Origin of the sequence: Aeromonas sp. D3 (assembly GCF_027705025.1) — a bacterium.
GTDB classification, from domain to species: Bacteria; Pseudomonadota; Gammaproteobacteria; order Enterobacterales; family Aeromonadaceae; genus Aeromonas; species Aeromonas salmonicida.
Window position 1 is genome coordinate 101,440 of sequence record NZ_JAPDBE010000004.1, and the last position, 26,103, is coordinate 127,542.

21 protein-coding genes are annotated in these 26,103 nt (G+C 60.5%); 6 read left to right on the forward strand and 15 right to left on the reverse strand.

The genetic code is table 11. The features are described 5' to 3' along the window. From OKC28_RS04340 to OKC28_RS04350, 3 genes are read left to right on the forward strand one after another with little or no spacing between them, the layout of a single operon-like run. On the forward strand, positions 1 to 1,065 hold the full coding sequence (locus tag OKC28_RS04340; RefSeq protein ID WP_270687690.1) for an ATP-binding SpoIIE family protein phosphatase: 1,065 nt from the start codon (positions 1 to 3) through the stop codon (positions 1,063 to 1,065). Then, positions 1,066 to 3,732 carry a response regulator gene (locus OKC28_RS04345; RefSeq protein WP_270687692.1) on the forward strand — a complete coding sequence of 889 codons (2,667 nt, stop codon included), beginning with the start codon at positions 1,066 to 1,068 and terminating at the stop codon, positions 3,730 to 3,732. After that, the gene (locus OKC28_RS04350) at positions 3,671 to 4,864 is read left to right on the forward strand and encodes a response regulator (RefSeq protein ID WP_265454961.1); all 1,194 of its coding nucleotides are present in this window, start codon (positions 3,671 to 3,673) and stop codon (positions 4,862 to 4,864) included. Before OKC28_RS04345 ends, OKC28_RS04350 begins: the two co-directional genes overlap by 62 nt. Here OKC28_RS04350 and OKC28_RS04355 read toward each other — a convergent pair. Further along, the gene (locus OKC28_RS04355) at positions 4,861 to 5,541 is read right to left on the reverse strand and encodes an adenine nucleotide alpha hydrolase (RefSeq protein WP_270687695.1); all 681 of its coding nucleotides are present in this window, start codon (positions 5,539 to 5,541) and stop codon (positions 4,861 to 4,863) included. The two genes, OKC28_RS04350 and OKC28_RS04355, sit on opposite strands and share 4 nt — an antisense overlap. Before the next feature lie 181 nt (positions 5,542 to 5,722). On the opposite strand from OKC28_RS04355, the gene OKC28_RS04360 reads away from it, so the two are divergent. The 3 genes from OKC28_RS04360 to OKC28_RS04370 all read left to right on the forward strand — a co-directional run bounded on the left by OKC28_RS04360 (position 5,723) and on the right by OKC28_RS04370 (position 8,274). Continuing rightward, positions 5,723 to 7,039, forward strand: coding sequence for an MFS transporter (locus tag OKC28_RS04360; protein WP_113720775.1), 1,317 nt, complete (start codon positions 5,723 to 5,725; stop codon positions 7,037 to 7,039). A 142-nt stretch (positions 7,040 to 7,181) separates the two neighbouring features. Further along, positions 7,182 to 7,907 carry a MarC family NAAT transporter gene (locus tag OKC28_RS04365; RefSeq protein ID WP_270687697.1) on the forward strand — a complete coding sequence of 242 codons (726 nt, stop codon included), beginning with the start codon at positions 7,182 to 7,184 and terminating at the stop codon, positions 7,905 to 7,907. A 163-nt stretch (positions 7,908 to 8,070) separates the two neighbouring features. Then, a complete protein-coding gene (locus OKC28_RS04370) occupies positions 8,071 to 8,274 on the forward strand; it encodes a hypothetical protein (protein WP_170321042.1) in 204 nt (67 codons plus the stop codon). A gap of 125 nt (positions 8,275 to 8,399) precedes the next feature. On the opposite strand, the gene tldD is transcribed toward OKC28_RS04370, so the two are convergent. From tldD to OKC28_RS04440, 14 genes are all read right to left on the reverse strand, one after another. Then, positions 8,400 to 9,848 (reverse strand): metalloprotease TldD, encoded by a 1,449-nt coding sequence (gene tldD / locus OKC28_RS04375; protein ID WP_058394778.1) that lies wholly within the window; start codon positions 9,846 to 9,848, stop codon positions 8,400 to 8,402. A gap of 85 nt (positions 9,849 to 9,933) precedes the next feature. Further along, entirely contained in the window at positions 9,934 to 10,764 is an 831-nt protein-coding gene (locus OKC28_RS04380) for a carbon-nitrogen hydrolase family protein (RefSeq protein WP_270687700.1), read from the reverse strand. A 29-nt stretch (positions 10,765 to 10,793) separates the two neighbouring features. Next, entirely contained in the window at positions 10,794 to 11,114 is a 321-nt protein-coding gene (locus OKC28_RS04385; protein WP_270687702.1) for a Dabb family protein, read from the reverse strand. 49 nt (positions 11,115 to 11,163) lie between these two features. Then, positions 11,164 to 15,063, reverse strand: a complete 3,900-nt coding sequence (locus OKC28_RS04390; protein WP_270687704.1) for a YhdP family protein — start codon at positions 15,061 to 15,063, stop codon at positions 11,164 to 11,166. Continuing rightward, entirely contained in the window at positions 15,064 to 16,533 is a 1,470-nt protein-coding gene (gene rng / locus OKC28_RS04395; RefSeq protein ID WP_005316349.1) for a ribonuclease G, read from the reverse strand. 94 nt (positions 16,534 to 16,627) lie between these two features. Next, positions 16,628 to 17,215, reverse strand: coding sequence for a Maf family protein (locus OKC28_RS04400; RefSeq protein WP_005316352.1), 588 nt, complete (start codon positions 17,213 to 17,215; stop codon positions 16,628 to 16,630). Between the two features lie 100 nt (positions 17,216 to 17,315). Beyond that, positions 17,316 to 17,801, reverse strand: a complete 486-nt coding sequence (gene mreD / locus OKC28_RS04405; RefSeq protein ID WP_005316354.1) for a rod shape-determining protein MreD — start codon at positions 17,799 to 17,801, stop codon at positions 17,316 to 17,318. Then, the gene (gene mreC / locus OKC28_RS04410) at positions 17,801 to 18,691 is read right to left on the reverse strand and encodes a rod shape-determining protein MreC (protein ID WP_017412500.1); all 891 of its coding nucleotides are present in this window, start codon (positions 18,689 to 18,691) and stop codon (positions 17,801 to 17,803) included. The genes mreD and mreC overlap by 1 nt, the downstream gene beginning before the upstream one ends. 42 nt (positions 18,692 to 18,733) lie before the next feature. Continuing rightward, positions 18,734 to 19,774 (reverse strand): rod shape-determining protein, encoded by a 1,041-nt coding sequence (locus OKC28_RS04415; RefSeq protein ID WP_005308111.1) that lies wholly within the window; start codon positions 19,772 to 19,774, stop codon positions 18,734 to 18,736. A gap of 204 nt (positions 19,775 to 19,978) precedes the next feature. Continuing rightward, entirely contained in the window at positions 19,979 to 23,623 is a 3,645-nt protein-coding gene (locus OKC28_RS04420) for a DUF6701 domain-containing protein (RefSeq protein WP_270687707.1), read from the reverse strand. Further along, complete coding sequence (locus tag OKC28_RS04425; protein WP_392400148.1) at positions 23,620 to 24,090, reverse strand: MSHA biogenesis protein MshP; 471 nt, start codon at positions 24,088 to 24,090, stop codon at positions 23,620 to 23,622. The genes OKC28_RS04420 and OKC28_RS04425 overlap by 4 nt, the downstream gene beginning before the upstream one ends. Continuing rightward, positions 24,080 to 24,970, reverse strand: coding sequence for a PilW family protein (locus OKC28_RS04430; RefSeq protein ID WP_087757018.1), 891 nt, complete (start codon positions 24,968 to 24,970; stop codon positions 24,080 to 24,082). The genes OKC28_RS04425 and OKC28_RS04430 overlap by 11 nt, the downstream gene beginning before the upstream one ends. Further along, positions 24,970 to 25,593, reverse strand: a complete 624-nt coding sequence (locus OKC28_RS04435) for a prepilin-type N-terminal cleavage/methylation domain-containing protein (protein WP_270687710.1) — start codon at positions 25,591 to 25,593, stop codon at positions 24,970 to 24,972. The genes OKC28_RS04430 and OKC28_RS04435 overlap by 1 nt, the downstream gene beginning before the upstream one ends. Continuing rightward, complete coding sequence (locus tag OKC28_RS04440; RefSeq protein ID WP_270687712.1) at positions 25,580 to 26,068, reverse strand: pilus assembly FimT family protein; 489 nt, start codon at positions 26,066 to 26,068, stop codon at positions 25,580 to 25,582. Before OKC28_RS04440 ends, OKC28_RS04435 begins: the two co-directional genes overlap by 14 nt. Between the last annotated feature and the right edge of the window lie 35 nt (positions 26,069 to 26,103).

Below are 26,103 nucleotides of genomic sequence, written 5' to 3' on the forward strand. Positions count from 1 at the left end.
ATGATGCAAGAGCATGCGACTCAGGAGGCCAACTATCCGCTGCGCCACGATATCGATCTGCACCTGACGGTGATGGCAGTGCGTCGACTCCCCTTTATCGCCAGCCTGTCTGACGTGGATCGTGCCATGCTCTCCACCGTGGTTTCCGAGCTTGGCAGCAATATCCTGAAATACGCCGGGCAGGGGGAGATCACCCTGACCCTCCATCACCCCAAGGGACGAGCCTGCATCGACATCATCGCCCGTGACAAAGGGCCCGGCATACCGGATGTGCATCAGGCCCTGCAGGATCACTACAGCACCTCGGGCACCCTGGGACTGGGGCTGCCCGGCGTGCGGCGCATGATGTCAGAGCTCACCATCAGCACACCGCCGGAAGGGGGCACCCTGGTGCAGGCTCGCAAGTGGCTGGGCTCGGCACCCTCGACGATACGCCTCACAATGCCAACCCAGCCATGGGGTCAGTCTGGTTTGAAACTGGCATGGGCCAGCGAAAACAGGCCCTGCTATCCGGAAAAGGTCTCCGGCGATCTGGTCTTTATCCGTCCCTCCCCCGACGGCGTCTTGCTGGTACTGATCGATGTCAGCGGCCACGGCACCTCGGCCAACAAGCTGGCACTGACACTGGAAGAGACGCTGCAAAACACCCATGAGCAGGAGCCGGCACCTCTGCTGCAGCTGTTGCACCAACACTGCATCGGTACCCGGGGAGCGGCAGCTGGCATAGCCCTGGTCAACAGTGAACGGGGGGAACTGAGCTACGCCGGTATCGGCAACACCCGCATCTGTCTGCGCGGCCATGACCTCTGGCGCGGCATCTCCCGCGATGGTGTGCTGGGGGAGCGCTTCCCCACCCCCTTGCTGCAACGCCAGCCCATGGAGCCGGGGGATGTGCTGATGCTCTATTCGGATGGCATCAGCGAGTCGCTCAACCTGCGTGACGGCGCACTGGATCTGGGGGCGGATCCCGCCATCCTGGCCCGTCAAGTCATAGACCACAGCGGCCGCAGCACGGACGATGCGAGTTGCATCGTGTTGCGGGTACAACCGGAGAAGGAGCGCTAGATGCGGCAGCGGATCGGTGATATCAGACTCTCTGGCCCGGCGGCAGCCCTCACCGCCAGACGCAAGGTGATCCAGGTGCTCACCTGCATCGACAAGAACCCCACCTTCGTGGCGCCGCTGGCGGGTACCACCTCGGAGCTGGTGCGCCAGCTGACGGCGACCACCGACTCGCTGCAACTCCAGCTGTGGCTGGAAAGCCATACGCAGGAGCTGTGGGTTTCCCTCTCGGCAGACGAGCCACTGCAGCACAGCCCGTCCGGCGCTGCCCATGGCAACATCCGGCTGGTTCCTCACTCTGACAGTGACATCGCCCTGGTGTGCCACCTGCCGCACTGGCCCGATGACGCTCTGCTGTTGCAGATGCAGCAGCAGTTCGCCGAACCGACCCGGGATGAGCTGTTCGCCGTGATGCAGACCAAGAATCAGGAGCTTGAGCAGGCCTATGAGCTGGCAGAAAGCGCGACCCGGGCCAAGAGCGATTTTCTCGCCAACATGAGCCACGAAATCCGCACCCCCATGAACGCCATCCTGGGCATGGCCCACCTCGCCCTGCAAACCCGGCTCGATCCGCAGCAAGCCGACTATGTGGGCAAGATCCAGCGCTCGGCCCAGCACCTGCTCGGCATCATCAACGATATCCTCGACTTCTCCAAGATAGAGGCGGGCAAGCTGGATCTGGAGCAGATCGAGTTCGATCTCGACCATGTGCTGGAAAATCTGGCGACCCTGGTGGGCGAGAAGGCCGAAGCCAAGGGCATAGAGCTGCTGTTCGAGGTCGACCACCAGCTCGACACCCTGCTCTATGGCGATCCCCTCCGGCTCGGCCAGATCCTGATCAACTACGCCAACAATGCGGTCAAATTCACCGAGCAGGGGGAGATACTGGTCAAGGTCACTTGCCTGGAAAAACTGCCGAAAGAGGTGCTGCTGCACTGTTCGGTGCAGGACACAGGGATCGGCATGAGCCAGGAGCAGCAGCAGCGGCTGTTCCAGTCTTTCCAGCAGGCGGATAGCTCCACCACCCGCAAATACGGCGGCACCGGCCTCGGGCTCGCCATCTCCCGCGAACTGGCGGTACTGATGGGGGGCGAGGTCGGCGTGCAGAGCGAACCGGGCAAGGGAAGCACCTTCTGGTTTACCGCCCGACTCGGCCGTGGCAGATACAGATCACGCTATCTGCCGAGTCTGGACCTGCGTGGTCGCCGCATGCTGGTGGCCGACGACAGTGCCAGCGCCCGCACCATACTGGCTGCCCTGCTGCGCAGCATGAGCTTCGTGGTGGACACCGCCGAATCGGGTCAGCAGGCGTTGCAGATGATCGCCAGCGCCGAGCAGGAAGGTAACGCCTATGAGGTGGTGCTGCTGGATTGGCACATGCCGGGGCTGGACGGCATAGAGACGGGGCGCCGCCTCATCGCCCGCGGTCTTGGCAAGCGGCTCTATCGGGTCATGGTGACGGGTTATGGGCGGGAAGAGGTCTTTCGCGAAGCCCAGGCTGCCGGCTTTGACCGGGTGCTGGTCAAGCCGGTGTGTGCCTCAGTGCTGTTCGATACCATCATAGGGCTGTTTGGCCATCAAACCACTGCGATCACCTTGAAGCCCCCCCAGCCCACCCACAACAATCGCTTCGACGGACTCCGCATACTGCTGGCAGAAGACAACGAGCTGAACCAGCAGGTGGCGATGGAGCTGCTGCGAGCGGTGGGAGCCGACGTCAGCATCGCCGGCAATGGTGCCATAGCCCTGAAAATGGCAGATCAACAACTATACGACCTGATCCTGATGGACATGCAGATGCCGGTGATGGACGGACTGGCCGCCACCCGTCAGCTGCGCGAACAGGAAGGCGCGGGGCAGCATATCCCCATCCTTGCCATGACGGCCAATGTCATGGCCGGTGACAGAGAGCGCTGCCTGGCTGCGGGCATGGATGACCACATCGCCAAGCCCATCGACCCCGACAAGCTCTATGCCGCCCTGCAGCGCTGGGTGCCCGCCTTCAGTCGTGAAACCGATGCAACACGCAAGACCTCACCCTCGCCACAGGACCTGCCCTTGCTGCCGCAGCTAAAGGCGCTCGGGCTCAATGCCGAGGCAGCCCTGCAACGGCTGATGCACAACTGGGAGTGGTATCAGGACCTGCTGCAACGGTTCGCCCAACAGGGAACCCAACCCATGCAGAGTCTGATCACCGCCCTGCAGACAGACGACCGGGAGGAAGCCCATCGGCAAGCCCATACCCTCAAAGGGATTGCCGCCACTCTGGGCGCCGATCCACTGCGAGATATCTCGGCCAGGCTGGAGAGTGCGCTCTCCCGCGGAGACGACACCACCAGCCTGTTACCGCTGGCCGAACAGGGGCTGCAGATGCAACAGCAACTGAGCGATGGCGTGCTGGCCCTGCTGCCCACCCAGCCCTCCCCCGACCTGCCGGAGCAAGAGCCAACAGACATAGCGCCCCTGCTGGCGCAGCTGACCCAACTGCTGGTGGAAGATGATGCAGAAGCACTGACCCTGTTCCAGCAACATCAGAAACAGCTGACTGGACAGCTGGGAGAAACAGCATCGACGATGGCAGACGCCATGACCCGCTTCCGTTTTACGGATGCACTGGCACACCTGCAACAAGTCCGGGCCCTCAGGCCCGATCTGTTCAACCAAGAGTGAGGGCACCACTATGCTCAACTTGCTGGATCCCGACACCAAACCCACACTGCTGGTGGTCGATGACACCCCTGAAAACCTCTCCCTGCTCAGCGCCCTGCTGGGCCCGCACTATCGGATCAAGGTGGCCATCAGTGGCCAGCGGGCGCTGGAGATACTGTCATCAGGCACCCGGGTGGATCTGATCCTGCTCGATGTGGTGATGCCCCAGATGGATGGCTATCAGGTGATGCAGGCACTGCAGGAGATGCCGCAGGCACGGCATATTCCGGTGATTTTCCTGACCGCCAAGGTAGAGGAGAGCGCAGAAGCGCACGGACTGGCACTCGGCGCCGTGGACTATATCCACAAGCCTATCTCTCCCGCCATCGTACTGGCCCGCGTCAGAAACCACCTTGAGCTGAAAGCTGCACGGGATCTGCTCCATGACCAAAACGCCTATCTGGAACAGGAGGTGGAACGGCGTACCCGTGAAAACGAGCTGATCCAGAACATCACCATCCACTCCCTCGCCTCTCTGGCCGAGACCCGGGACAACGAGACCGGCAACCACATACTGCGCACCCAGCACTATGTGAAGCTATTGGCGGAAACCCTGTGCGATCACCCTCGCTTTCGTGCAGAGCTGACTCCCAAGACCATAGATCTGCTGTTCAAGTCTGCCCCCCTGCACGATATCGGCAAGGTCGGCGTACCGGACCGGATCCTGCTCAAACCCGGCAAGCTGGATGCGGATGAGTTCACCCAGATGAAGCACCACTCCATCCTCGGCAAGGAGGCCATAGTCCACGCAGAGGAAGCGCTGGGAGTGGAGGTCGAGTTTCTGCGGCTAGCCAAGGAGATCGCCTGCTACCACCACGAGAAATGGGATGGCACCGGCTACCCCTATGGTCTGATGGGGGATGAAATCCCCCTGTCGGCCCGACTGATGGCACTGGCAGATGTGTACGATGCCCTCATCAGCAAGCGGTGTTACAAGGCGGCCATGTCCCATACGGAGGTGGTCCCCATCATATTGGCGGGGCGCAGCAGTCACTTCGATCCCGACATCACGGATGCCTTCGCCCGCATCCACCTGCTGTTTCACGAAATTGCACTGCGCTACAACGATGACAAGGAGACCAACCTCGACTAGGCGGCGGAGTCCGCAGGCAACAAGTCAGTGAAGATGAAGCCGTCCCGCTCCACCGTCTCTCCCACGTACATCGTCAACGGGCGCAGAAACATGGGACCATCATAGGCCAGGGTGTGAAACTCGCCGTTCTCGCCGCACGGATCCACCCCCTGCGGCAAGGCCGCCAGCAGGGCAGGATCGAAATCGTGACCGCCCAGGCTGGCATCCAGCTTTTTCGGGTCCAGGGAGCTGATCCTGGCCCTCAGCCCCGCCGCCATCATCTGCCGAGCCAGCTCGTCCGTCTTGCTGCCCCACAGCGGGAACAAGGGCTCTATGCCCGTTCCCACCAGCTGTTTCTCCCGATAGGCGCGCACATCCTCAAGGAAGAGGTCGCCAAACGCCATGTGGCGGATCCCCTGCGCCACCACGCTCGCGATGAAATCGGTCATGATGCGGGAGTAATCCTCATTGGTGCAGGGCCAGGGCAGATCGAGGGTGGTCAGCGGCAACCCCACACACTCGGCCTGCTGCATCAGCAACTGCTTGCGCACTCCGTGCATGGCCACCCGCTCGAAAGCCTGATTGAGGGTGGTAAACAGCCCCACTACCTCGATGGCCGGATCCTGCTGCAATTTGTGCAGTGCCCAGGCGCTGTCCTTGCCACTGCTCCAGGAGAGCAGCACCTTTTTCTTCGTCATGATTTCTCCCACTGTCTCTTCGTCATGATGTTGCCGGTCTTGCTGCACCAAAAAGCTGCAAGACTGTATTGCGAATTGTGCGATTTACATACCGGGATGCAAAACCATACCCTCGGTAATGAGCGTCTCCCCTGAAAGGATGGGGAACAATAACTAAAAAAACGATGGGAAACATAAGGATATGACGACAGTCACGCAAGCTTACGACCACAGCCGCCCCCTCAACCGACAGGATTACAAGACACTGAGCCTGGCAGCCCTCGGCGGAGCCCTCGAATTCTACGACTTTATCATCTTCGTCTTCTTCGCCGTGGTGATCGGCGAGCTGTTCTTCCCGGCCGATATTCCCGAGTGGCTGCGCCAGTTCCAGACCTTCGGCATCTTCGCCGCCGGCTATCTGGCTCGCCCCCTTGGCGGCATCATCATGGCCCATTTTGGCGATCTCATCGGCCGCAAGCGGATGTTTACCCTGAGCATACTGCTGATGGCGCTGCCCACCCTGATGATCGGCCTTTTGCCCACCTATGCGGTACTGGGCATAGGTGCACCGCTGGCCCTGCTGGGTTTGCGCATCCTGCAAGGAGCCGCCATCGGTGGTGAAGTACCGGGCGCCTGGGTGTTCGTGGCGGAGCATGTGCCCGCCCGCCGGGTCGGGCTCGCCTGTGGCACCCTCACCGCCGGGCTGACTGCCGGCATACTGCTCGGCTCCCTCATCGCCACCGCGGTCAACAAGAACCTGACTCCGGCCGAGGTGAGTGAATGGGGCTGGCGGGTTCCCTTCCTGCTGGGGGGTATCTTTGGCATAGTCGCCATGTATCTGCGCCGCTGGCTGCATGAAACCCCTGTCTTTGCCGAAATGCAGGCCAACAAGGCGCTGGCGGAGGAGCTGCCGCTCAAGACGGTGCTGCGCAGCCACAAGGGCAGCGTGGTGATCTCCATGCTGCTGACCTGGCTGCTCTCCGCCGGTATCGTGGTGGTGATACTGATGACCCCCACCTATCTGCAGAAGGTACATGGCATCAGTCCGGCCGATGCCCTGACCGCCAACTCCCTGGCCATCCTGGCCCTGACCCTGGGCTGCATCGTCTATGGCAGGCTGATCGATGCCCTCGGCAGCGGCCCCACCTTCATGCTGGGCTCATTGCTGCTGGCAGGTTCCAGCTACGCCTTCTATCACGGTCTGGTAGCGGGCACTGAGCAGCTGGTACCGCTCTACATGCTGGCGGGCTTCGCGGTCGGAATTGTCGGGGCCGTGCCCTACGTCATGGTCAACGCCTTCCCGGCGATAGTCCGCTTCTCGGGATTGTCGTTCTCCTACAACGTGGCCTACGCCATCTTCGGCGGCCTCACCCCCATGCTGGTGACCCTGTGGATGAAGAACGACGTGCTGGCGCCCTCCCACTATGTGGTGAGCCTGTCGGCACTGGGCTTTGCCATCGGTCTGCTGCTGTGGCTGCAACAGCGCAACCAGCGGCAGACGGCGCCACAAGCCGCCTGACCAACGAAAAAGCCCCGGACATCTTCGGGGCTTTTTTATTGTCCTTGTGTTCAGTACGGCCGACATAGGATAGCCTCCCCCCTTAGGGCCAGGCGAATACCTGGCTCAGACTGTCACCCAATTCCGTTATCCGAGGCTCAAGATGTTCTTTCAAGTCGTATTTCTCGCCTTGCTGGCGCTGCTGCCCATGGTCAACCCGCCAACCACGGCCACCCTGCTATTGGGGCTGAGCAAGGGCATGTCGCGGGAGCATGTACGCCGCCAGGTCAACCTGGCGGCTATCTATCTGTTTTTCACCCTCTGCATCACCTTCTTTATCGGCTCCTCCATTCTGGATCTGTTCGGGATATCCATTCCGGGCTTGCGGCTGGCAGGGGGTCTCATCATCGGCTTTATCGGCTTTATCGGCTTTCGCATGCTGTTCCCAGCCCCCAGTCAGACCAACGGGGTCGATATCAACCAGAGCATCGCCTTCGTGCCACTGACCATGCCCAGCATGTGCGGGCCGGGTACCATGGCGCTGGTGATCAGCGGGGCAGCCCAGATTGCCGAGCTGCCCGACGAGTACAACCGCCTCACCATCTACGGCGCCATGGTCACAGCGTTTGCCCTGATGAGTCTGATCAGCTGGGGCGTATTGAAGCTGGCGGATCCGGTCTGCAAGATCCTCGGTGCCACCGGCATCGATGCCATGACCCGGATCATGGGTTTTCTGCTGGTGTGCATGGGCATGCAATTCTGTATCAACGGCATCAAGGAAGTGGCACAGGATCCTGTCTTCCACGGCGCACACTCGATACACTCCACGCCTTCCTTGCCATCCCTGCCAAACACCCCTGATCAACGACAGGAGCCGCGCCACCCCTGACTGAAAACGGTGTCAAAAAACCTCACAAATCGCCACTGATCTTGCGCCTGATCATGTTATTGACACACAAATGAGTTAGTGTGTTTTTCATACAGATTCGGTTCAGAGATCAGTTGTTAGGTTTGCAGGCAGGCGCCCACTTACTTCAGGAGATGTGCAAATGATGGAAAAGATGCTGACCGAAATTGGAAGCTACAGCCTGTTTCATGAATATCTGAATGTAGTTGGTGTAGCCAGCCCAGCCCTGGCCCGGATAAAAACCCGATGGGAGTACAAAAAAAGCGATCGTCTGGTGGCCCAAATCAGGGTCGACCAACAAGGCAATGCCCGCTTCTACATCGATGCCAGAGCCATATCGGTCAACTGACACTGTCACCCGTATCCAGCAGCCCCGGCCAGTCGCCGGGGCTTTTTGTTGTCTGGCTTGCACTACCCAAAACAATGACCCCGGCACATGGCCGGGGTCATTGACAACATGGTGGGTTAAACCCCTTACTGGGTGCCGCCCACTGTGAGTTGATCCAGCTTGAGTGTGGGCTGGCCGACACCGACCGGCACGCTCTGTCCCTCTTTGCCGCAGACGCCGACACCACGATCCAGTGCCAGATCACTGCCCACCATGGAAACCAGACTCATGGCTTCCGGACCATTGCCTATCAGGGTCGCGCCCTTGATGGGGGTAGTGATCTTGCCATCCTCGATGAGGTAGGCCTCGGAGGCGGAGAAGACAAACTTGCCGGAAGTGATATCCACCTGACCACCGCCGAAGTTGGGAGCATAGATACCCTTCTTCACCGAGGCGATGATCTCAGCCGGATCGTACTGACCCGCCAGCATATAGGTGTTGGTCATGCGCGGCATCGGCATGGCGGCGTAGGATTCGCGGCGGCCGTTACCTGTGAGCGGAACCCCCATCAGGCGGGCGTTCTGCTTGTCCTGCAAGTAACCCTTGAGGATACCGTTCTCGATCAAGACGTTGTAGCCGCCCGGCGTCCCTTCGTCATCGATGGAGACGGATCCGCGCCGACCCGGCAGTGTGCCGTCATCGACTATGGTGCAGTGCTTGGAGGCCACCTGTTCGCCGATGCGGCCAGCAAATGCAGACGAGCCCTTGCGGTTGAAATCCCCCTCCAGGCCGTGGCCCACGGCCTCGTGCAACAGCACGCCGGGCCAGCCGGCACCGAGTACCACCGGCATGGTGCCGGCGGGAGCATCAATGGCCTCCAGGTTGACCAGCGCCTGACGCACGGCCTCGCGCACATAGCCAAAGGCGCGGCTCTCCAGCCCGTCCAGCTCCAGGAAATAGTCATATCCACAACGACCACCACCACCGGCGCTGCCACGCTCGCGGCGCTCGCCTTTCTCGGCGATGACGGTCACCGACAGCCGAACCAGGGGGCGTATGTCAGCAGCGAGCGTACCGTCGGTGGCTGCCACCAGTATCTCTTCATAGACACCGCTGATGGAGGCCATCACCTGATTGATAACGGGATCAAGACTGCGGGCGAACTTGTCCATCTGCTCCAGCAAGGCAATCTTCTGGTGCTTGTCGAGGGTCTGCAGGGGATCCATGGCCGGATAGAGCAGGTTGGCCTCTGTACGAGCCCAGGCCTTCACCTTGCCCTGGGCACCGGCAGCGGCAATGCCGCGGGCAGCAGTGACCGACTGTTGCAGCGCCAGCAGGCTCAGCTCGTCGGAGTAGGCAAAGCCGGTTTTCTCGCCACTGACGGCGCGTACCCCGACCCCTTGGTCGATGTTGTAGCTGCCATCCTTGACGATGCCGTCCTCCAGCATCCAGGACTCGTGCCAGCTGCGCTGGAAATAGAGATCGCCGAACTCCACCTGGTGGCTCATCAGGCTGCCGAGCAGCTGCTGCAGCCGCCCTTCGTCGAGGTCGTTCGGGGCCAACAGGGAGGCACTAACCTGGCTCAATAGACTCAATCTTTCTCTCCACTCCCGATCCGGGATTTCACAATAAGATCCCATGCCATAGGCGGCATGGGTCAGCACGCGGGGCGTGCCTTGTTCATTCGTTGTCAGAGACCTGACCCGCCAACAGGCGGGCGTGCTGCAGCACCGGCATGGTTCGCTTCAATTCGTCGCCCAGCTCGGGATCCATGGCAGCCAGCACGGTCGCGCGGCCCGACGGCTGGCATGCCAGCACCCTGCCCCAGGGGTCGATCACCATGCTGTGGCCCCAGGTATGGCGCCCGGTTTCATGGGTGCCCCCCTGATTGGCAGCCACCACATAGCACTGATTTTCGATGGCGCGAGCCCGCAGCAGCGGCTCCCAGTGCGCCTCGCCGGTCACGGCGGTAAAGGCGGCAGGCACCAGCAACACCCTGGCACCGGCGCATGCCAGCTGGCGATAGAGTTCGGGAAAGCGCAAATCATAACAGATAGAGAGGCCGAGGGGACCAAAGGGGGAGTCTATCAGCACGCAGTCCTGACCAGGACTGAACGTCTCCGACTCCCGATAGCGCCCCTGATTGTCGGCGACGTCCACATCGAACAGGTGGATCTTGTGGTAATGACCCCTGAGCTCCCCTGCCGGATCAAACACCAGCGAGCTGGTATGGATATGGTCTGAACCTGCGATAGTAGTGGGCATGGCACCAGCCACCAGCCAGATGCCGTACTCTTTGGCCCAGGCAGCCAGTTGCTGCTGGATTGGCCCCTCACCGATCCGTTCAGCACCATCGAGATAGCCCTGCCGCTCGCCAAACAGGGCAAAGTTTTCCGGCAGCAGTACCAGCAAGGGGCGCTCGGCTGGCAGCGCCGCCAGCTCGGCGGCGATCTGCTCCCGGTTATCCTGCCAGTGACGGCCGGATACCAGCTGTATTGCGGCTAACCACATGACGTTCTCCTTGTCCTTGGTGCAAGCCGTCAGAGGCTGACAGCGTCTTTGGCTTGCAGTGTGTAGTCCAGCACTATGATACGGTCCAGCACGGGACGGAAGATGGCCTTGAGGGCCTCGTGATCCGGATGGGGCAGGTAACGCTGACGGGCCGCTTCGTCGGCAAAGGTCATCAAGACGCTGTGGGTAAAGCCTTCGGCGCGCCCCTCGGGGCTGTCATTCTCCCCCCACTCGACCGCCACCACGCCATTGACCCTGGCGGGTATGCCGAGAAAAGCCGCCCTGACAGCGGCAATATCGTCAGCCTGGGTGCCCGCTTTGAAGGCAATCAGCAGAATATGTCGGATCATGGCTCTCTCCTTGAGCGTAAGCAGGTCGAGACAAGGGATGGCGCCAGCATCAGGGCTGACGGGGACTCCCTGGTTGCGGGTTCAGCAGAAAAGGGGTGACTTCGGCGGCAGGCAACTTGGGCGCTACCGTATCCACCGCCTGTTTCTGCTGCTGGTTGAGCTTGATGCGGGCTCTATCTCGTCCGGCCTCGATCAGCTTGGGATTGTCCAGCGGCCCTTCAACCCGAAAATCGATGCGGGTCACCACATCCACCACTGGCTCCAGCAGTTTGGAGAGTGCCAGCACATACAGACCCGTGATCGGCGTCAGCGAGAAAGCCGCCACCACCGGCAGGGTACCGCCCAGATTGGGGGAGAAGCTCAGCTCGTAGTCAAGCCGCCAGCGCACCAGATCGGCGATGCCTTCACCACGCAGGTTGCCCGCTGCCCCCTTCATGTAGAAGTCTTTGTTATCCATCACCCCCTGCTTGATCTTGGCCGAGGCGGACATGGATTCGAAGTAGAAGCCCTTGTCGAACACATCGCGAAAATCGAGCCGCAACTTGCGCAGCAGGGAGTCGAGACTGAGCAGGGAGAGCAGTCGCGCCCCCTTGTCATTGACTTCCCGCAGCGTGCCCCCCTCCAGCTGATAGTTGGCGCTGCCAGCCAGGGTCGGCAGGCTCAGCCGGTAGGGCACATCACTCCAGCTCAGATCCAGTGCCATCTTGCCGGGTGCATCACCAATGGGTGAGGTATAGCCGATCCGTTTTAGAAGCAATTCACTGTTTTTACTGGTGATCTTGGCTCTGGCATGGGTCTGCATCCGGCCTGGCTCAGCCAGCCAATCCACTGTGCCCGTCAGCTGGCTACCCGCCAGCCGCATATCCAGCCCCTTGAGGGTCAGCTTGTTGGCCCCGGGGAGCAGCTCTCCCTTCACCTCGCCGAGCGGCAGTTCGCCGAAGCGACAATCCACGCAGCTGAAGGTGAGCCAGGGAATGGCATCCATGATGGCTTTGTCCTGCCGCGCATCAGGCTCTGGGCTCAGATCCGAACTCTTGCCGGACCAATGGATGCGGGCAAATTTGGCATCAATGGGCTGACGGTCAGTCACCGGCAGGCGGATCACCCCCATGACGTCCGGGCTGTCGATCATCACCTCTGTGGCGTCCTTGACCGGGCCCACGGTGAAGTGCACCGCCTTGAGATTGGCACTGCCGATATCGGCGCGGGCCAGCTGGCCATCCACCCACCACTCCTGCGGCAGGAAAGGAGGGCCAACCACGGCACCGCCGCTCGGCGCACTGCTCGCAGGCACCCACTGTTTGAGTCTGGCCAGCCAGCCGGCCACATCGGCCTGTTGCTGGTTGATGGCCAGCAGCATGGGCTTGTCCCGCAGCACCCGTGCCCCCGGCTGGCCTATGTTCACCCTGACCCGGCTGAGGTAAGGAACCCCGTCCCCATAAACCAGCCGGCTCTGCAAATCCACATCGGCCCCCAGCACGGCGCGAATGTCGGCACTGCCGTCACGCCCGCGCACTGTCACCTTGAGCGGCAATCGGCTGTTGGCAGCCTTGGTCAGGGGGAGCGGCAGATCCAGCGCCATGCCCTGCAGGTTGGAGTCCATCGCCAGCTGGAAGCTGAACGGTTTGTCATTGGGCAGGGTCAGCCCCAGGGTTCCGGCCCAGTTGCTGCGCCCCTTGAGGATATCGAGGGCGGGGATCTTGCGCTGCTCGCGGCGGCTGTCCCACTGTCCCTTGAACTTGAGATCAACCTGATAGCGGTTCGGCAGCTGCTTGCCCTGATAATCCAGGGTCAGCGGCTGGTTCCACAGGCTGGCCTTGAGGTTGCTGAACCGGGTCTGCTCGTTGTCATATTCGAGGCGCCCCTGTACCTGCTCCAGCGGCAGATCCAGGCTGGCGACCCGCACCTTGTTGTTGTCGAACAGGGCATCGCCGCTCGCCCTGACCTCGCTTTCACCATCGAGGGGAATATCCAGCTTGACCGACCCCTTGAGCGGGCCGCGGATCTCTATCTCACGCAGCGCCTGACCGACGGAATCCCCCAGAGGAGAGTCCTGCAGGTAGTCGCTGATGGCCTTGCCCTCACCCTCTACCTTGGCATCCACATAGAGATGGGCGCCGGGATAGAGATCCGGGATCCAGGCATGGACCGAGTCGGAGCTGGCCTTGCCAAGGTGGGTGGAACGGCTGCTCATGTCGAGACTGGCGTTCTGGAACAGCAGATCGATCTGCAGGTCGGTGAGGGGTTGCCAACCGGGGAAGAACTGGAAGGTCGCCTGCTCGAGCGGAACCGCCACCTGGAAGATGCCCTCGCCCTTGCTGTAGGGGAAATCCTTGAACTCGCCGTACCAGAGCAGGTCGGCGCCCTTGGCCTGACCACCCTTGATGGCGCCGCTCAGGTAATCCACCAGGCTCTTGTCCATCACCTGCAACGGATAGTAGCGATCCGCATTGCCCGCATTCTTGACGTCGATGCGGCCTGTCAGCGCAAGGAAAGTATGTTCGAACAGATCCATCCTGAAGCGGCTGTCGAGGCGCAGATCCGGGTTGTCCAGCGCCACATCCTGACCATAGAGCACCCAGCCCTGCGGGACTTGCCACCAGTCGAGCTGTGCCGAGAAGCTGTCCACCGGGATCGGCTCCTTGAAGTGGCGGGCCGGATCCACCTTGTCATTGGCAAGGGCCAGTCGGGCACTGCCCCCCGTCGGGGTCAGCCAGAATTCGCCATTGAGATCCTGCACGCCGGGCACATCCTGCCAGGCGCTGACCTTGATGTGGGATAGCCGGCCGCTGAGAGAGAGCCCACGCCAGCCGGCATCGGCCTGCAAAATGAGATCCTGCAGCTGACCCTTGGGCTGGGTGCGCTTGAGGGTCTCGGTCAGGGCGGGATAGAGACCCGATACCAGCTGGCTCAGGTTGGCGACCTGATCGAGATCGATGGCAGGCACATAACCCTGGATGCGGGAGCCGATCCGCTCGAGCTGCAAGCGGCTGCGCAACCAGGGTTTGCCATCGAGCTTGAAGGTCATGTCATGGCTGGCGAGCTGCCACTCCTCACCATCCCGGCGCAGCTGGATCTTGCCACCCTGCAGGCCGAGGCGGTGCATGACATCCTGCTTCTCATCCTTCCAGATCAGGTAGTTGTCGCCAAACGCCAGCAGGGACTCTCCCAGCTGACCGTCGGCAAATTCACTCCAGAGCTGGAAATCGAGCTGGCCGGCGACCTTGGGCTCACCGGCGTGGATCCGCGCCAGCATTGGGCTGACATCGAACTGGCTGGCGCCGAGATAGAGCTGGCCCCGCAAGCGATCGAGCCGTACCTCGGGGGTATCCACATCCAGGATGAGATCTATGGTGCTCTCGCCCACCCCGTTGATGAGATAGGCCTTGCCGACCCCCTGATGGCGTTTGCCGCGGTTCTGCCAGCGCAGTTGGGCGATATCGAGGGCCCGCACCTCCCCCAGCGCCGTCGTCAGGCTGAGGCGGGTATCGTGAATATCGAACGTGGATAGCTGGGTGAGAAAAAAGCGCAGCAACGCCTGCTGTTGATCGACGCCGCCACGGGGATCGGGATCGGCGGACTGAGCCAGATCCAGCGCTATGTCGCCATCGCTCAGTATGAGCTGGCCGAACACGGGCCTGAGTTCATTGAGGGAGCGCCAGAAGTCGAGGTGAGCCCACACCTTGCCAAGACGCAGGGCGAAGCGACCCGAATCCGGCGCTATCGCCAGCTGTTGCAGCTCGAGCGCCGGGCCGCGCTGGGTCCAGTCCAGGCCTATGTGTTCAACACTGGCCTCCAGCTGATTGTCGGCCAGCAGGGCATCGAGCAGTGCCTGTCTGTGCTGATTGAGCAAGGGGCCGCCAAAGCGCACCAGACTGACCAGAATGGCCAGCAGCACGAAGAAGACCCCGAGGGCCAACCAGCCCCGACTCAACCAGCGATAGACCAATTACATCATCACCACATCGAACTGTTCCTGACCACAGAGGGGCTCACTCACCACCCTGACCTGCTTGCCGATGAACACCTCCAGCTCGGCGAGACTGTGGGACTCCTCGCCGCGCAGATAGTCGATCACGGCCGGTGCGGCGTAAACGGTGAACTGATCCGCATCATAGGCGCGGTTGACCCGGATGATCTCTCGCAGGATCTCGAAACAGACCGACTCCACCGTCTTGACCCGACCGCGCCCCTTGCACTCGGGGCATTCGGAGCAGAGCACGTGCTCCAGGCTTTCGCGGGTGCGCTTGCGGGTCATCTCCACCAGACCAAGCTGGGAGAAACCGTTGACGTTGGTCTTGGCGCGATCCTTGGCCAGCGCCTGTTCCAGACTGTGCAGCACACGGCGACGATGATCTTCCGACTGCATGTCGATGAAATCGATGATGATGATGCCGCCGAGGTTGCGCAGGCGCAGGTGGCGGGCGATGGCAGCCGTCGCCTCGACGTTGGTATTGAAGATGGTCTCTTCCAGATTGCGATGACCCACAAAGGCGCCCGTGTTGATGTCCACAGTGGTCATGGCTTCGGTCTGGTCGATGATGAGGTAGCCGCCGGACTTGAGCTCTACCTTGCGTTCCAGCGCGCGCTGGATCTCGTTCTCCACATCGTAGAGATCGAAAATCGGCGACTCGCCCGGGTAATACTCCAGCTTGCCGGCCAGCTCGGGCACGTACTCCTCGGTGAAGCGCTTGAGCTGATCGAAGCTCTGGCGTGAATCGACCCGGATCTTGTCCAGTTCGGCACCGACGAAGTCGCGCACCACCCGAAACGCCAGGCTGGGATCCTCGTAGAGGATCTTGCAGGGAGGATACTTGTGCTTGCGCTCCAGGATCTTGCGCCACAGGCGTTTCAGGAAGGCGGCATCCTGCTCCAGCTCCTGCTCACCCACCCCTTCGGCGGCGGTACGGATGATGTAGCCACCCAGATCGTCCACATAACCGGCCACGGTACGCTTGAGGCGCTCGCGCTCCGCTTCGGACTCGATACGCTGGGAGACACCGACGTGGGCGCTGCCTGGCATGAACACCAGATAGCGGGACGGCAGGGTAATGTCGGTGGTGAGGCGGGCCCCCTTGGTACCCAGCGGATCTTTCACCACCTGCACCATGATGTCCTGGCCCTGGCGCACCAGCTCGGCGATGTTGCCGGCCTGGAACTGCTCCTTCTCCTTCACCGCCACACACTCGGTGTGCGGCACTATGTCGGAAGCGTGCAGGAACGCCGCCTTGTCCATGCCGATATCGACGAAAGCCGCCTGCATGCCGGGCAGCACCCGACTGATCTTGCCTTTGTAGATATTGCCCACTATGCCACGCTTGGCCTGACGCTCTACGTGCACTTCCTGCAGCAGACCGTTTTCGACCAGGGCGACACGGGTTTCGGAGGGGGTGACGTTCACCAGCAGTTCTACCGACATAAGTTACCTTGCCTGTTCCAGTTTTGAATTCTATAAAGCCAATCCGGTACAACGCGCGCAAGGGAGAACGCAGCAGAGCACAGCTGACGAAAAATTATCGGATCTGTTCCAGATGATGCTTGATCAGCAGATCCGTTTCCAGCAGGGGCAGACCGACAACGGCGCTGTAGCTCCCCTCAATCCGGCTGACAAACTTGCCGGCAATCCCCTGAATCGCATAGGCACCGGCCTTGTCACAGGGCTCACCCGTGCGCCAGTAGGCTTCGATCTCGGCCTCATCCAGCTTGCGAAACGCCACATTGGTGGTGACCAGTCGTACATCGCAGCGATCCGGGGTAGCCAGCGCCACCGCCGTCATCACCTGATGCACCTTGCCGGAGAGCGCTTCCAGCATGTCTTTGGCGTCGAGCAGGTCGGAGGGCTTCTCGAGCACCCGATCACCCAGCACCACTATGGTGTCGGCGCCCAGCACAGGCAGCATGGTCGGGGCGGCTGCCACCCCGGCCATCGCCTTGTCGCGGGCGAGGCGACAGACATAATCCTGTGCCTTTTCACCCTCTTCACGCCGCTCTGGCACGTCCAGTCTGAGTACCTCGAAGCGGTAGCCCAGCTGGGCGAGCAGTTCATGGCGGCGGGGCGAGCCCGAGGCAAGATAGAGTTGCAGTTCGTTGTGCTTGTTCATATTCGCTTAATGAGATGAGGTAGAGTTGCAGTTCGCTGTGCTTATTCATATTCGCTTAATGAGCTGAGGTAAAGTTGTAGTTCGTTGTTTTTGCTCATATTCACTTGATATTGAAGCGACGGCGCACCTTGCGCAAGACCAGAAAAACCCAGGGCCATATTAGCATCGTGCTCAGGGTCGACCAAAAGTAGGCGAAATTGAGGCTGGCACGGCTGAACAGGTGCTCGGCCCAGAAGATGGTCACCTTGCCCACCAGCGAGAGACAGCCGATGATCAGCGCCTGTTGCCAGAGGGAGAAGTTGCGGATCTTCTGAAACTGGAAGGCCGCCAGATAGGTGGTGATGGCCATGGCCATGGCCCGCACGCCGAGCGTGCTGCCCAGCAGCACATCCAGCAGCAGGCCCGCCACCCAGGCGGAGCCGACGTTGGTGCGGTGCGGCAAGGCCAGCGCCCAGTAGATGAGCACCATGGCGAGCCAGTCCGGACGGAAGGGTTCAAATTGAAAGGGAAGCGGCAGGATCGACAGGCACAGAGCCAGCAGGATCGAGATCCAGATCCAGATCCTGCCGCTGGCGGGTTCTAGCATCAGCGTGTTGCTCCCGCTGCCGAGGTTGCCGGCGCGGCTGGCGCCACGTCATCATCATGCACATCCGGTTTCTTGTCGGTCCACAGCAAGAGCAGGTAGCGCAATCTGTCCAGCGCCACCAGCGGCTTGGCTTCGACCTGGGCGAAGGGTTTGCCTTCCACATAGTCGGAGCGGGTCACGGTCGCCACCGGATAACCTTCCGGGAAACGGCCGCCGAGCCCGGAGGTGACCAGCAGATCGCCGACCTGCACATCCGTGTTGCGCGGCAGGTTGCGCAGCTCCAGCTTGTCCAGCTCGCCGCTGCCGGAGGCAATGGCGCGCAGGTCATTGCGCAGCACCCGCACCGGAATGCCGTGACTGGAGTCGGTCACAAGCAGGACGCGGCTGGTGGTGGACCCCACGTGCAGCACCTGACCTATGACCCCCTGATCGTTGATCACCGGCTGGCCGTTATAGACACCGTCCAGCGCCCCCTTGTTGATCAGCACCTGATGGCTGAAGGGGTCGGAATCCACAGACAGCAGCTCGGCCACCATCTTGCGGGACTCCTTGTGCACCGGCGAACCGAGCAGCTCACGCAGGCGCTGGTTCTCGTGCTCCAGATGATCCATCTTGAGCAGGCGCGAACGCAGGGTGAACAGCTGCTGTTCCTGCTGCTTGGTCTGTTCGATAAGGCCTGCCCGGGTCTGCACCTGGGTCGACATGGTATCGAGCATGATACCTGGTGCATTGGCTATGTATTGCAACGGGCTGACAAGGGAACTGAGGTAGACGCGGACGTGGGTAAACACACCGAAGCGGGAGTCCGCTACGATGGCAGCAATGGAGATGATGACGGCGAGAAACAACCGTAACTGAAGCGAAGGGCCTCTACCAAAAATGGGTTTCATGGGTCGTCAAAAAAGAGCCGGCGCGCTGGCCGGCTTTGGGTCTTATTCGTAGTGGAACAGGTCGCCACCGTGCATATCGATCAGCTCCAGCGCCTTGCCGCCACCACGGGCCACACAGGTGAGGGGATCTTCGGCAACCACGACTGGTATGCCGGTCTCTTCCATCAGCAGACGGTCGATATCCTTCAGCAGTGCGCCACCACCGGTCAGCACCATGCCGCGCTCAGAGATGTCGGACGCCAGTTCCGGCGGAGACTGCTCCAGCGCCACCATAACGGCGGAGACGATACCGGACAGCGGCTCTTGCAGCGCTTCCAGGATCTCGTTGGAGTTGAGGGTGAAGCTGCGTGGCACACCTTCGGCCAGGTTGCGACCACGGACTTCGATCTCGCGCACCTCTTCGCCCGGATAGGCGGAGCCGATTTCGTGCTTGATGCGCTCGGCGGTCGCTTCCCCGATCAGGCTGCCGTAGTTGCGACGGACGTAGCTGATGATGGCTTCGTCAAATTTGTCGCCACCGATACGGACAGACTGGGAGTAAACCACGCCGTTCAGGGAGATGATGGCCACTTCAGTGGTACCGCCACCGATATCGACCACCATGGAACCGGTCGCTTCGGAGACCGGCAAGCCGGCACCGATGGCGGCAGCCATGGGTTCGTCGATCAGGTAAACCTCACGGGCGCCAGCGCCCAGTGCGGATTCCTTGATGGCGCGGCGTTCTACCTGGGTAGAGCCACACGGCACGCACACCAGCACACGGGGGCTGGGGCGGAAATAGTTGTTGTCGTGAACCTGCTTGATAAAGTGCTGCAGCATCTTCTCGGTCACGTAGAAGTCGGCGATGACGCCGTCTTTCATCGGACGGATCGCGGAGATGTTGCCTGGGGTACGACCCAGCATCTGCTTGGCGGCATGACCCACGGCAGCGACCGATTTGGCGTTCCCGCGCTCTTGGCGAATGGCGACAACTGAGGGTTCGTTAAGGACGATCCCTTGATCTTTTACGTAGATCAGGGTGTTGGCAGTTCCCAAGTCGATCGACAGATCGTTGGAAAAGACGCCTCTGAGCTTTTTGAACATGGCTACGGGAAATCCTAAGAATTTGGAGGTGCAGAAAACCGGCTAACTTTACCAATGCCTACCCCAATGGGCAAGCGCTCAAACTGTCGCCAATCAATCAGTCGCGACAAAAATGCGAGTCATCACTCACTCGCACAAGCCGACAAACGCTAATAAACAAGAAGATAGGGGGGAAGATCCCGAAGATCCGCTGCCCCGCCTCCGCTACTGCATCACTTCACGCCGATAAATAATTCTGTCATTACCTCTGCTGGAGCCAAAAATGGCCTCACCTTGCAGGCTAACGGGGTCAGATAACCAGAGCGGCTGAGCCGGCTGTTTTGACAAGTCGACCTTGTAGGGAATGCGTACCGAGATATCCGGCTTGGCAAACTGGAACAGGATCTCACCATCTGTGGCTGTAGCCGACATAACTCCCGGGGGCGGCTCCCCCAGCCCCAGCCTGATCTTGCGATTGGCTCCCAGATTCAGGTCTTGGGTGGCCACATCAAAGGTGTGACTCGGATTGATGAAGTTGATCCCATCACCGGCGAGAGAGAGCAGAGTGCATTGATCTTCCTCGTTGAGCAGCCAGTCGCCTGATTCGTAATATTGCATTTGCAGTGGAATAGCCAGCGGCGCTGCTGCGAGCCCCGCCCCAGTGCCCGCCAGCAATCGGCCAAAATAGGCTTTCATGGATGTCGCATCGATAAGGCGAGCATTGCAGTTACTTCCGCTGCAATCGCCAGTCACCACCTCATTGAAATCGGGGCTGGCAATCAGGGTGCGTTCGCCATCGTTATCCTGCATATAGAGGCCAAACAGCAGTGCCTTGAAGGGGCCATCCGGCTGGGTATCGGAGAGGCGAACAAACTCGCTGCTGCCGCTGAACGCCGCCTGCCCATCTAGCCAGGGCAGAGGTTGCAGGCTGCGCAAGCGGCTCGATAGAGAGGTACCATTCTTGCTATTGGCGGTGGTGATATAAGCATTGCCCTTGGCAAAGTCGCCGGTGTAATTACGGGTCTGTCCCCCCGCCACATTGCGGGCAATGATATCCAGCGTCACCCCGAATGGCTGGCCCATGTAGGAGAAGACGCTACAGGCAGGCACTATGTCGCCACTGACCAGATTGAAGTCGGCAGGGATAAAACGGCCCACCGGCTGGCTCTGAGCAGAAGGGATGGTATATCCGAAGTAGTTGCTGGTGGGCGGCGTCGCCGTCATCCTGAATACCCCCACCTCGCTCACCGTCTGGTTGACGCTGTTGAGACTGTTGGTCGCAGCCACATGGTTATAGGTGGTGGTACTCACTGTCGCATTGGTACCTGGGCTTGGCGCCACCAGGGTGCTGCCCAGGCCAATGCCGTTCAGCACAAAATTGGGGGTTGTCTGATTCCCCGCGCAGATATCCCCATCATTGGCCGACTCCCAGGCCATCGCCTTGATATCTACCTGGAATGTCTCTCCCGCTTTCTTGAAGACCGGGCAGCTGGCATTCCCTACCGCACAGACCCCTTGCGGGGGGGTAATGCACAAGCCGACAGGACGCGCCACGAACTGATCCGCACCTAGCATCACCAGACCCGCCTCGTTGCCCGTACCATCATAACGGGCATCCAGCTGTACCTTGCCTGCATCCGGATACTTGACCGTCATGGTCGACTGCCCCTGTGCATCAAACGCCAGGGACACGGGGACAGCAGTCCCCTGACTGGTGCCAAGCACGCTGCTGTTGACACTTATCTTGCTGTTGCTGAGGTTGCTGGCCGGGGAGATATAGCTGCTCCAGAATTTGACGCTCTTGGTCTGGCTGGCAAAGCCCGGCACACACAGCTTGGTCACATCGCTCTTTTTGACCGCCTTGATGGTCACTGTCTGCGGCTGATTGGAATAGGTATCCGGCACATCGAAGAAGAAGCCGCTATCGGCAAAATTCAGGGTACAGGCTGCTGCACTGGGCGTCCCGGCGCCAGCTTTGCACAAGGTGGTACTGAATGGCTTGGTGGTCGGGGTCGAACCGGAAACGCCGATGGTTACCGCGGTCGGCGTATTGTTGCGCAACTGCACCGTGGTCGAGCCGTCACTGAAGGTCACCGTATTGCCACCAATCCAACCATTGCTGGCAGAAATAGGGGTAAGACTCAGGGTCGCGGTCACCGGGTCTTTGATAAGCGTGGTACAAGCAGCATCGGCACACGCGTTGACCGTCACCGTCTCGGGATTGCACGTCAGCGGCTGACCGGAGTGATCGAGCTGGAAGTGGTCAATTTGAACCCCGACAGGGTTGGATCGCAGGGCACAGATCCGCACGTTGTCGATTTCGTGGAAATTGGTCACCGAGCCGGTGGAACCGGTCAGGGAGAGCAGGAAATTGGCTGGCACCGCAGCCTGGCCGGCCTGACTCGCCATGTTGATGGGACCAACTAAAGTGCTGTAACCCGAGCCGGTATCCCGCTCGACTTTAGCCAGCGAGCTGCCTGCCGTCCGGGAGTCGACGGTAATACGATAGCGGTGGGGGCGATTGCTGTTGGTGCCGCTGTCAACGGGGGGGCTCAGGTTGCTGCCAGTACCGGCGAGATAGTTGTAGCCAGAGGTGCCAGAACCCGAACCACGGATGGAAACTGCCTGCGGGCGTGATCCAAGGTTGTAGGATCCACCTTCATTGGCATAGTTGCCGTACTCGTCGAGCCCCACCCCGAGCCAGCCGCCCGCAAAGCCGCTGAATCCGGTCTTGAAGCCGTAGCCCAGCGGACCGCCAAAGGCACCGGGCTGGGGCGTCTGGGTCGCATCCGAGAGCACCACCGCCATCCCGTCCGCCCCGCTCGTGCCAGAGGTTTTGTAGGCGAATTGGTCGAACTCGACCGTCACCAGGTTGCTGGCTCCCGGGAAGAGGCGCTGGAAGGTGGCCGAGGTGGCCTGATTGGTGACGTTCTGGGTGAGGCGCAGGCGGCCATTTTGCACAGATGGCAGCGTGCTGCTGTTGCGCTGAGCTACCACCCAGCGGTCCGGGTTGATCTGGGCGCTGTCAAAGCCGTCGGCAAAACAAGTCAGCATGGGGGTCAGCACCGTTTCGTTGATGCTGGATTGAGCATCCATCTTCAGGTAACCGGCGGTCACCCTGCCATAGACGGTAGCCTTGTTGTTCATGGTGAGCAGCCCATCTGCATAGAGGTAACCGTAAAACGTGGTGCTATTGTCGATCACCATGTTGTTGTAGTTAACCCAGATGAGGCTGCCCTGATTGTTGGCGTTGATGTTGACCGTATTGACCAGCTTCACGTCCTGATTGACGAAGATCCGGGTGATGCCGCTGCCAGACAGGCGGATGGTACCGTTGTCCAAGGTCAACTTGTCGATGAAATAGTCTCCCTCACCCAACACCAGAGTCGCATTGTTGCGCACCGTCAGGTTCTTGAGCTGATAGGCGCTGCGACTCGGGAAGGTCATGGTGCAGTTTTCTACCGTCATGGTGCCATAAGCCGCGCTGGAGGCCGTTTGCGATCCCGACAAACAAGTCTGGGTCCTATTGGAACTGGTGGAGAGAAAAGCGTTGTTGCCATTCAGGGCAAGGCCGCGAATATCACTGCCAGTAACCGTGCAGACCTTGTAACCGCCAGCACCATCATCGCAACGGGGACTATTGTTCTGATCGGGCTGGATGGAACAGAAGTTGAGTGGCAGACCGCCGGTGCCATTGATCTTGGGATTGTTAAGCTGGATGAGCTGGTCGCCGCTGATCTGGTGGCAGGCATTGTTGTTGTTGCCATGGTGCCCCTGCACCACAGCAGGGAAAACTGTGCCGATGTCGATGGGAGCGAATGCACACGCCTGACTACCAAGAAGGGCCAGACCCCATAGCCATTTCATCATAAACCTCCATCATAGGCTTCGGCCGTCACTGTCCTGCTCACGGCAAAATCGGGGTTGGCACTGCCGAGATCAGTCGAGCCACAGGAGCCGACACTGAGCAGGCGGTAGCCATTGGTCACCTCTCCGTTATAGGTCACAGGCAGTTGCACGCAACTGATCCTTGCCTCGCAGCCAGCCAGTCCCGGATTACCGGTAAAACCCACAGTCCGGCTCGCCTCGCATACTGAGGGTGGTGCCGGTTGGGCGCTAGTCCGGTTGGGAAACAACCTATAGAGTGCTATCTCCAGCCCGCTCTGTGCCGCCAGCAAGGCGCGCACACTGCGCACCTCCACTGCATTTTTCTCGCTGCTGTCTACCAGAAAGCGACCCATGGCAGCCGCCAGCAGTGCCATCACCACAATGACAAACAGGGCGATCATCAGGGCACTGCCACGCATGCGTCCAAGAGCCTGTGTATCAGGGCACATTGAGCACCTCTATCTTGTGGTTGAAGGTGACTGACTCCCCTTTGCGCTCGAACACAAAGCGCATGCCAAACTCCCCTTCGGCGTTAAACGCCGAGGTTTCCCGATAGAAGACATTGCCAGGCCGCAGTGACTCGGCCATCAGGACTCCTAGTGGCAAAGAGCTGCCAGCGGCACTGATCCCGGCACTGGTACGGTATAGCGCCCCCCCTGATACGCAGTAACGCACCTGCTCGCGAGCAAAATACGCTCTCATGCCGGGAGATGTACCATCCAGCTGTGCACCGCTATACCCGATTGATTGGGCACCAGAGATCACTGGACCCACAGCCTCAACCTGCGCCACGCAACGACCATAATCACAGCGATCCTTTATAGACTGCGTACCACTGGAAACGGGTTGGGGAAACACCACCAACCAGTCCTTACTCGGCTCAACCGCAACAGGCGGTGCCACCATGACCAGCTCAAGTGAGGACGAACTGCCCGACGGGCGATTGAGGGCCAGATAGCGCCCTGAGTTACTGATCGGCCAGAACCGCAGGCAGGGACCTTGGTCCAGCCAGTTACCATCCTGATCTTCAATTCGCTCCGAACCGGGTACCGCATCACGCACTTCGCGGTTGAGTCGCTCCATGGCGAAGCGGGCATCGCTCATCAGCTGCTCACGACTGCTGGCATCCCCATAGATCTGGCTGCCGATACCGATAAACTGGCTGGTAAAGGTCGCCATGATCCCGAGCAGAAGGATCACCATCACCAGCTCGACCAGGGTAAAACCGCGGGCACGCCCACGTCTGGCGCAGGTTCGATTCGCCTGCCGGCGTAATCGGACATCGGAAGCATGATTGGACACTCGGACACGATCGCAAAGCCGATCCATCAGTAGTTCCCCCGATAGAAGGAGAAGTCGAGCACGCTCTCATCCGGCAGCTTGACCTGCAAGTCGATGCGTTTGCCCACAGAGCAGGGGGCTGTGCAGCTATTGAAGCTACCATCGCTGAAATCGACCCCGTTCACCGCAATTTTCACCTGGTAGTTGCGATACTCCTCGTCGCTGATCCCCGCTGCAGTCTGGGTAAACCGATTGGCATCCACCCAGTTGCCCGCGGTATCGAAGTCATCCACATCGTTGTAGGCATAAGGCGCCGGCTCGCCATCGGGGCCGTAGATACTGGGTTGCCAACCTGTGATGGCCGGAGCGGGAGGCTTCTGGGTACATGCCCCCCCGGCAGGGCAACTGCAGTCCCCGTAAAATTGGCCATCTACCGTCTCACCACAGCGATAGCGGCCACCGTTATGATCAGACTGCTCATCGAACGATTTTTGCAGCATTTCGCCGGCCAGACGCTGGGCCAGCTGGGCGGCACGCACCTGCTGCACCGGATCCACCGCCTGGGGCGCCTGATTGATCAGGAGCCCCAGAATGCCGGTCAGCGCCACCGCCAACAGCACTATGCCGACAATCAGCTCAATCAGAGTAAAACCGCCATCAGGGGATCTCATGGATAAATCCCTCTGACTCAATCTTGATACGGCCACTCTCGCGGCCATTGGTGACTTGCAGCTCGCAGCCACCGGCGCAGCTACCGAGCGGGCGGCCCATCTGATCAAAGCGGATCACAAAAGGAGGCGTGCCCTTGTTCGAGGAGAGGGTGATCCCGGCAGACAGCGTCACCGGACGACCACGGGTGAGCTGATTAGCGTTCCAGCTCGATATGGCCGCAGGATCGCCACAAGGGGAGAGCGTGCTGTGGCCAAACTGGCCCGCGTCAACCCGCAGTGAGGTACAACGATTGGCCGGTTCGTGCATATTGACGGTCTGCACCAGCCGCAGCCGGGTCAGCAGTTCGTCACGAACGGTTTGAGTTTCAAAGCCGCCTTTGCCCAGCCACTTGGGCACGGCAAAGGCGGCCAGAATCCCGAGCAACAGGACCACAATGACCAGTTCAATCAGGGTGAAGCCCTTGGCTGCAGGCATTGGGATTCTCACAAGGGGAAAGAGAAAGCGAGGCC

Bases quoted from the DNA above. Each gene is read 5' to 3' on its own strand.
- OKC28_RS04350 (WP_265454961.1), top strand. From the start codon at position 3,671: ATGCACTGGCACACCTGCAACAAGTCCGGGCCCTCAGGCCCGATCTGT.
- OKC28_RS04415 (WP_005308111.1), bottom strand. From the start codon at position 19,774: ATGTTCAAAAAGCTCAGAGGCGTCTTTTCCAACGATCTGTCGATCGAC.
- OKC28_RS04380 (WP_270687700.1), bottom strand. From the start codon at position 10,764: ATGTGGTTAGCCGCAATACAGCTGGTATCCGGCCGTCACTGGCAGGAT.
- OKC28_RS04440 (WP_270687712.1), bottom strand. From the start codon at position 26,068: ATGCCTGCAGCCAAGGGCTTCACCCTGATTGAACTGGTCATTGTGGTC.
- OKC28_RS04400 (WP_005316352.1), bottom strand. From the start codon at position 17,215: ATGAACAAGCACAACGAACTGCAACTCTATCTTGCCTCGGGCTCGCCC.
- OKC28_RS04435 (WP_270687710.1), bottom strand. From the start codon at position 25,593: ATGAGATCCCCTGATGGCGGTTTTACTCTGATTGAGCTGATTGTCGGC.
- rng (WP_005316349.1), bottom strand. From the start codon at position 16,533: ATGTCGGTAGAACTGCTGGTGAACGTCACCCCCTCCGAAACCCGTGTC.
- mreD (WP_005316354.1), bottom strand. From the start codon at position 17,801: ATGCTAGAACCCGCCAGCGGCAGGATCTGGATCTGGATCTCGATCCTG.
- OKC28_RS04340 (WP_270687690.1), top strand. From the start codon at position 1: ATGATGCAAGAGCATGCGACTCAGGAGGCCAACTATCCGCTGCGCCAC.
- mreC (WP_017412500.1), bottom strand. From the start codon at position 18,691: ATGAAACCCATTTTTGGTAGAGGCCCTTCGCTTCAGTTACGGTTGTTT.
- OKC28_RS04360 (WP_113720775.1), top strand. From the start codon at position 5,723: ATGACGACAGTCACGCAAGCTTACGACCACAGCCGCCCCCTCAACCGA.
- OKC28_RS04355 (WP_270687695.1), bottom strand. From the start codon at position 5,541: ATGACGAAGAAAAAGGTGCTGCTCTCCTGGAGCAGTGGCAAGGACAGC.
- OKC28_RS04385 (WP_270687702.1), bottom strand. From the start codon at position 11,114: ATGATCCGACATATTCTGCTGATTGCCTTCAAAGCGGGCACCCAGGCT.
- OKC28_RS04370 (WP_170321042.1), top strand. From the start codon at position 8,071: ATGGAAAAGATGCTGACCGAAATTGGAAGCTACAGCCTGTTTCATGAA.
- OKC28_RS04425 (WP_392400148.1), bottom strand. From the start codon at position 24,090: ATGTGCCCTGATACACAGGCTCTTGGACGCATGCGTGGCAGTGCCCTG.
- OKC28_RS04365 (WP_270687697.1), top strand. From the start codon at position 7,182: ATGTTCTTTCAAGTCGTATTTCTCGCCTTGCTGGCGCTGCTGCCCATG.
- OKC28_RS04345 (WP_270687692.1), top strand. From the start codon at position 1,066: ATGCGGCAGCGGATCGGTGATATCAGACTCTCTGGCCCGGCGGCAGCC.
- OKC28_RS04430 (WP_087757018.1), bottom strand. From the start codon at position 24,970: ATGGATCGGCTTTGCGATCGTGTCCGAGTGTCCAATCATGCTTCCGAT.
- OKC28_RS04420 (WP_270687707.1), bottom strand. From the start codon at position 23,623: ATGATGAAATGGCTATGGGGTCTGGCCCTTCTTGGTAGTCAGGCGTGT.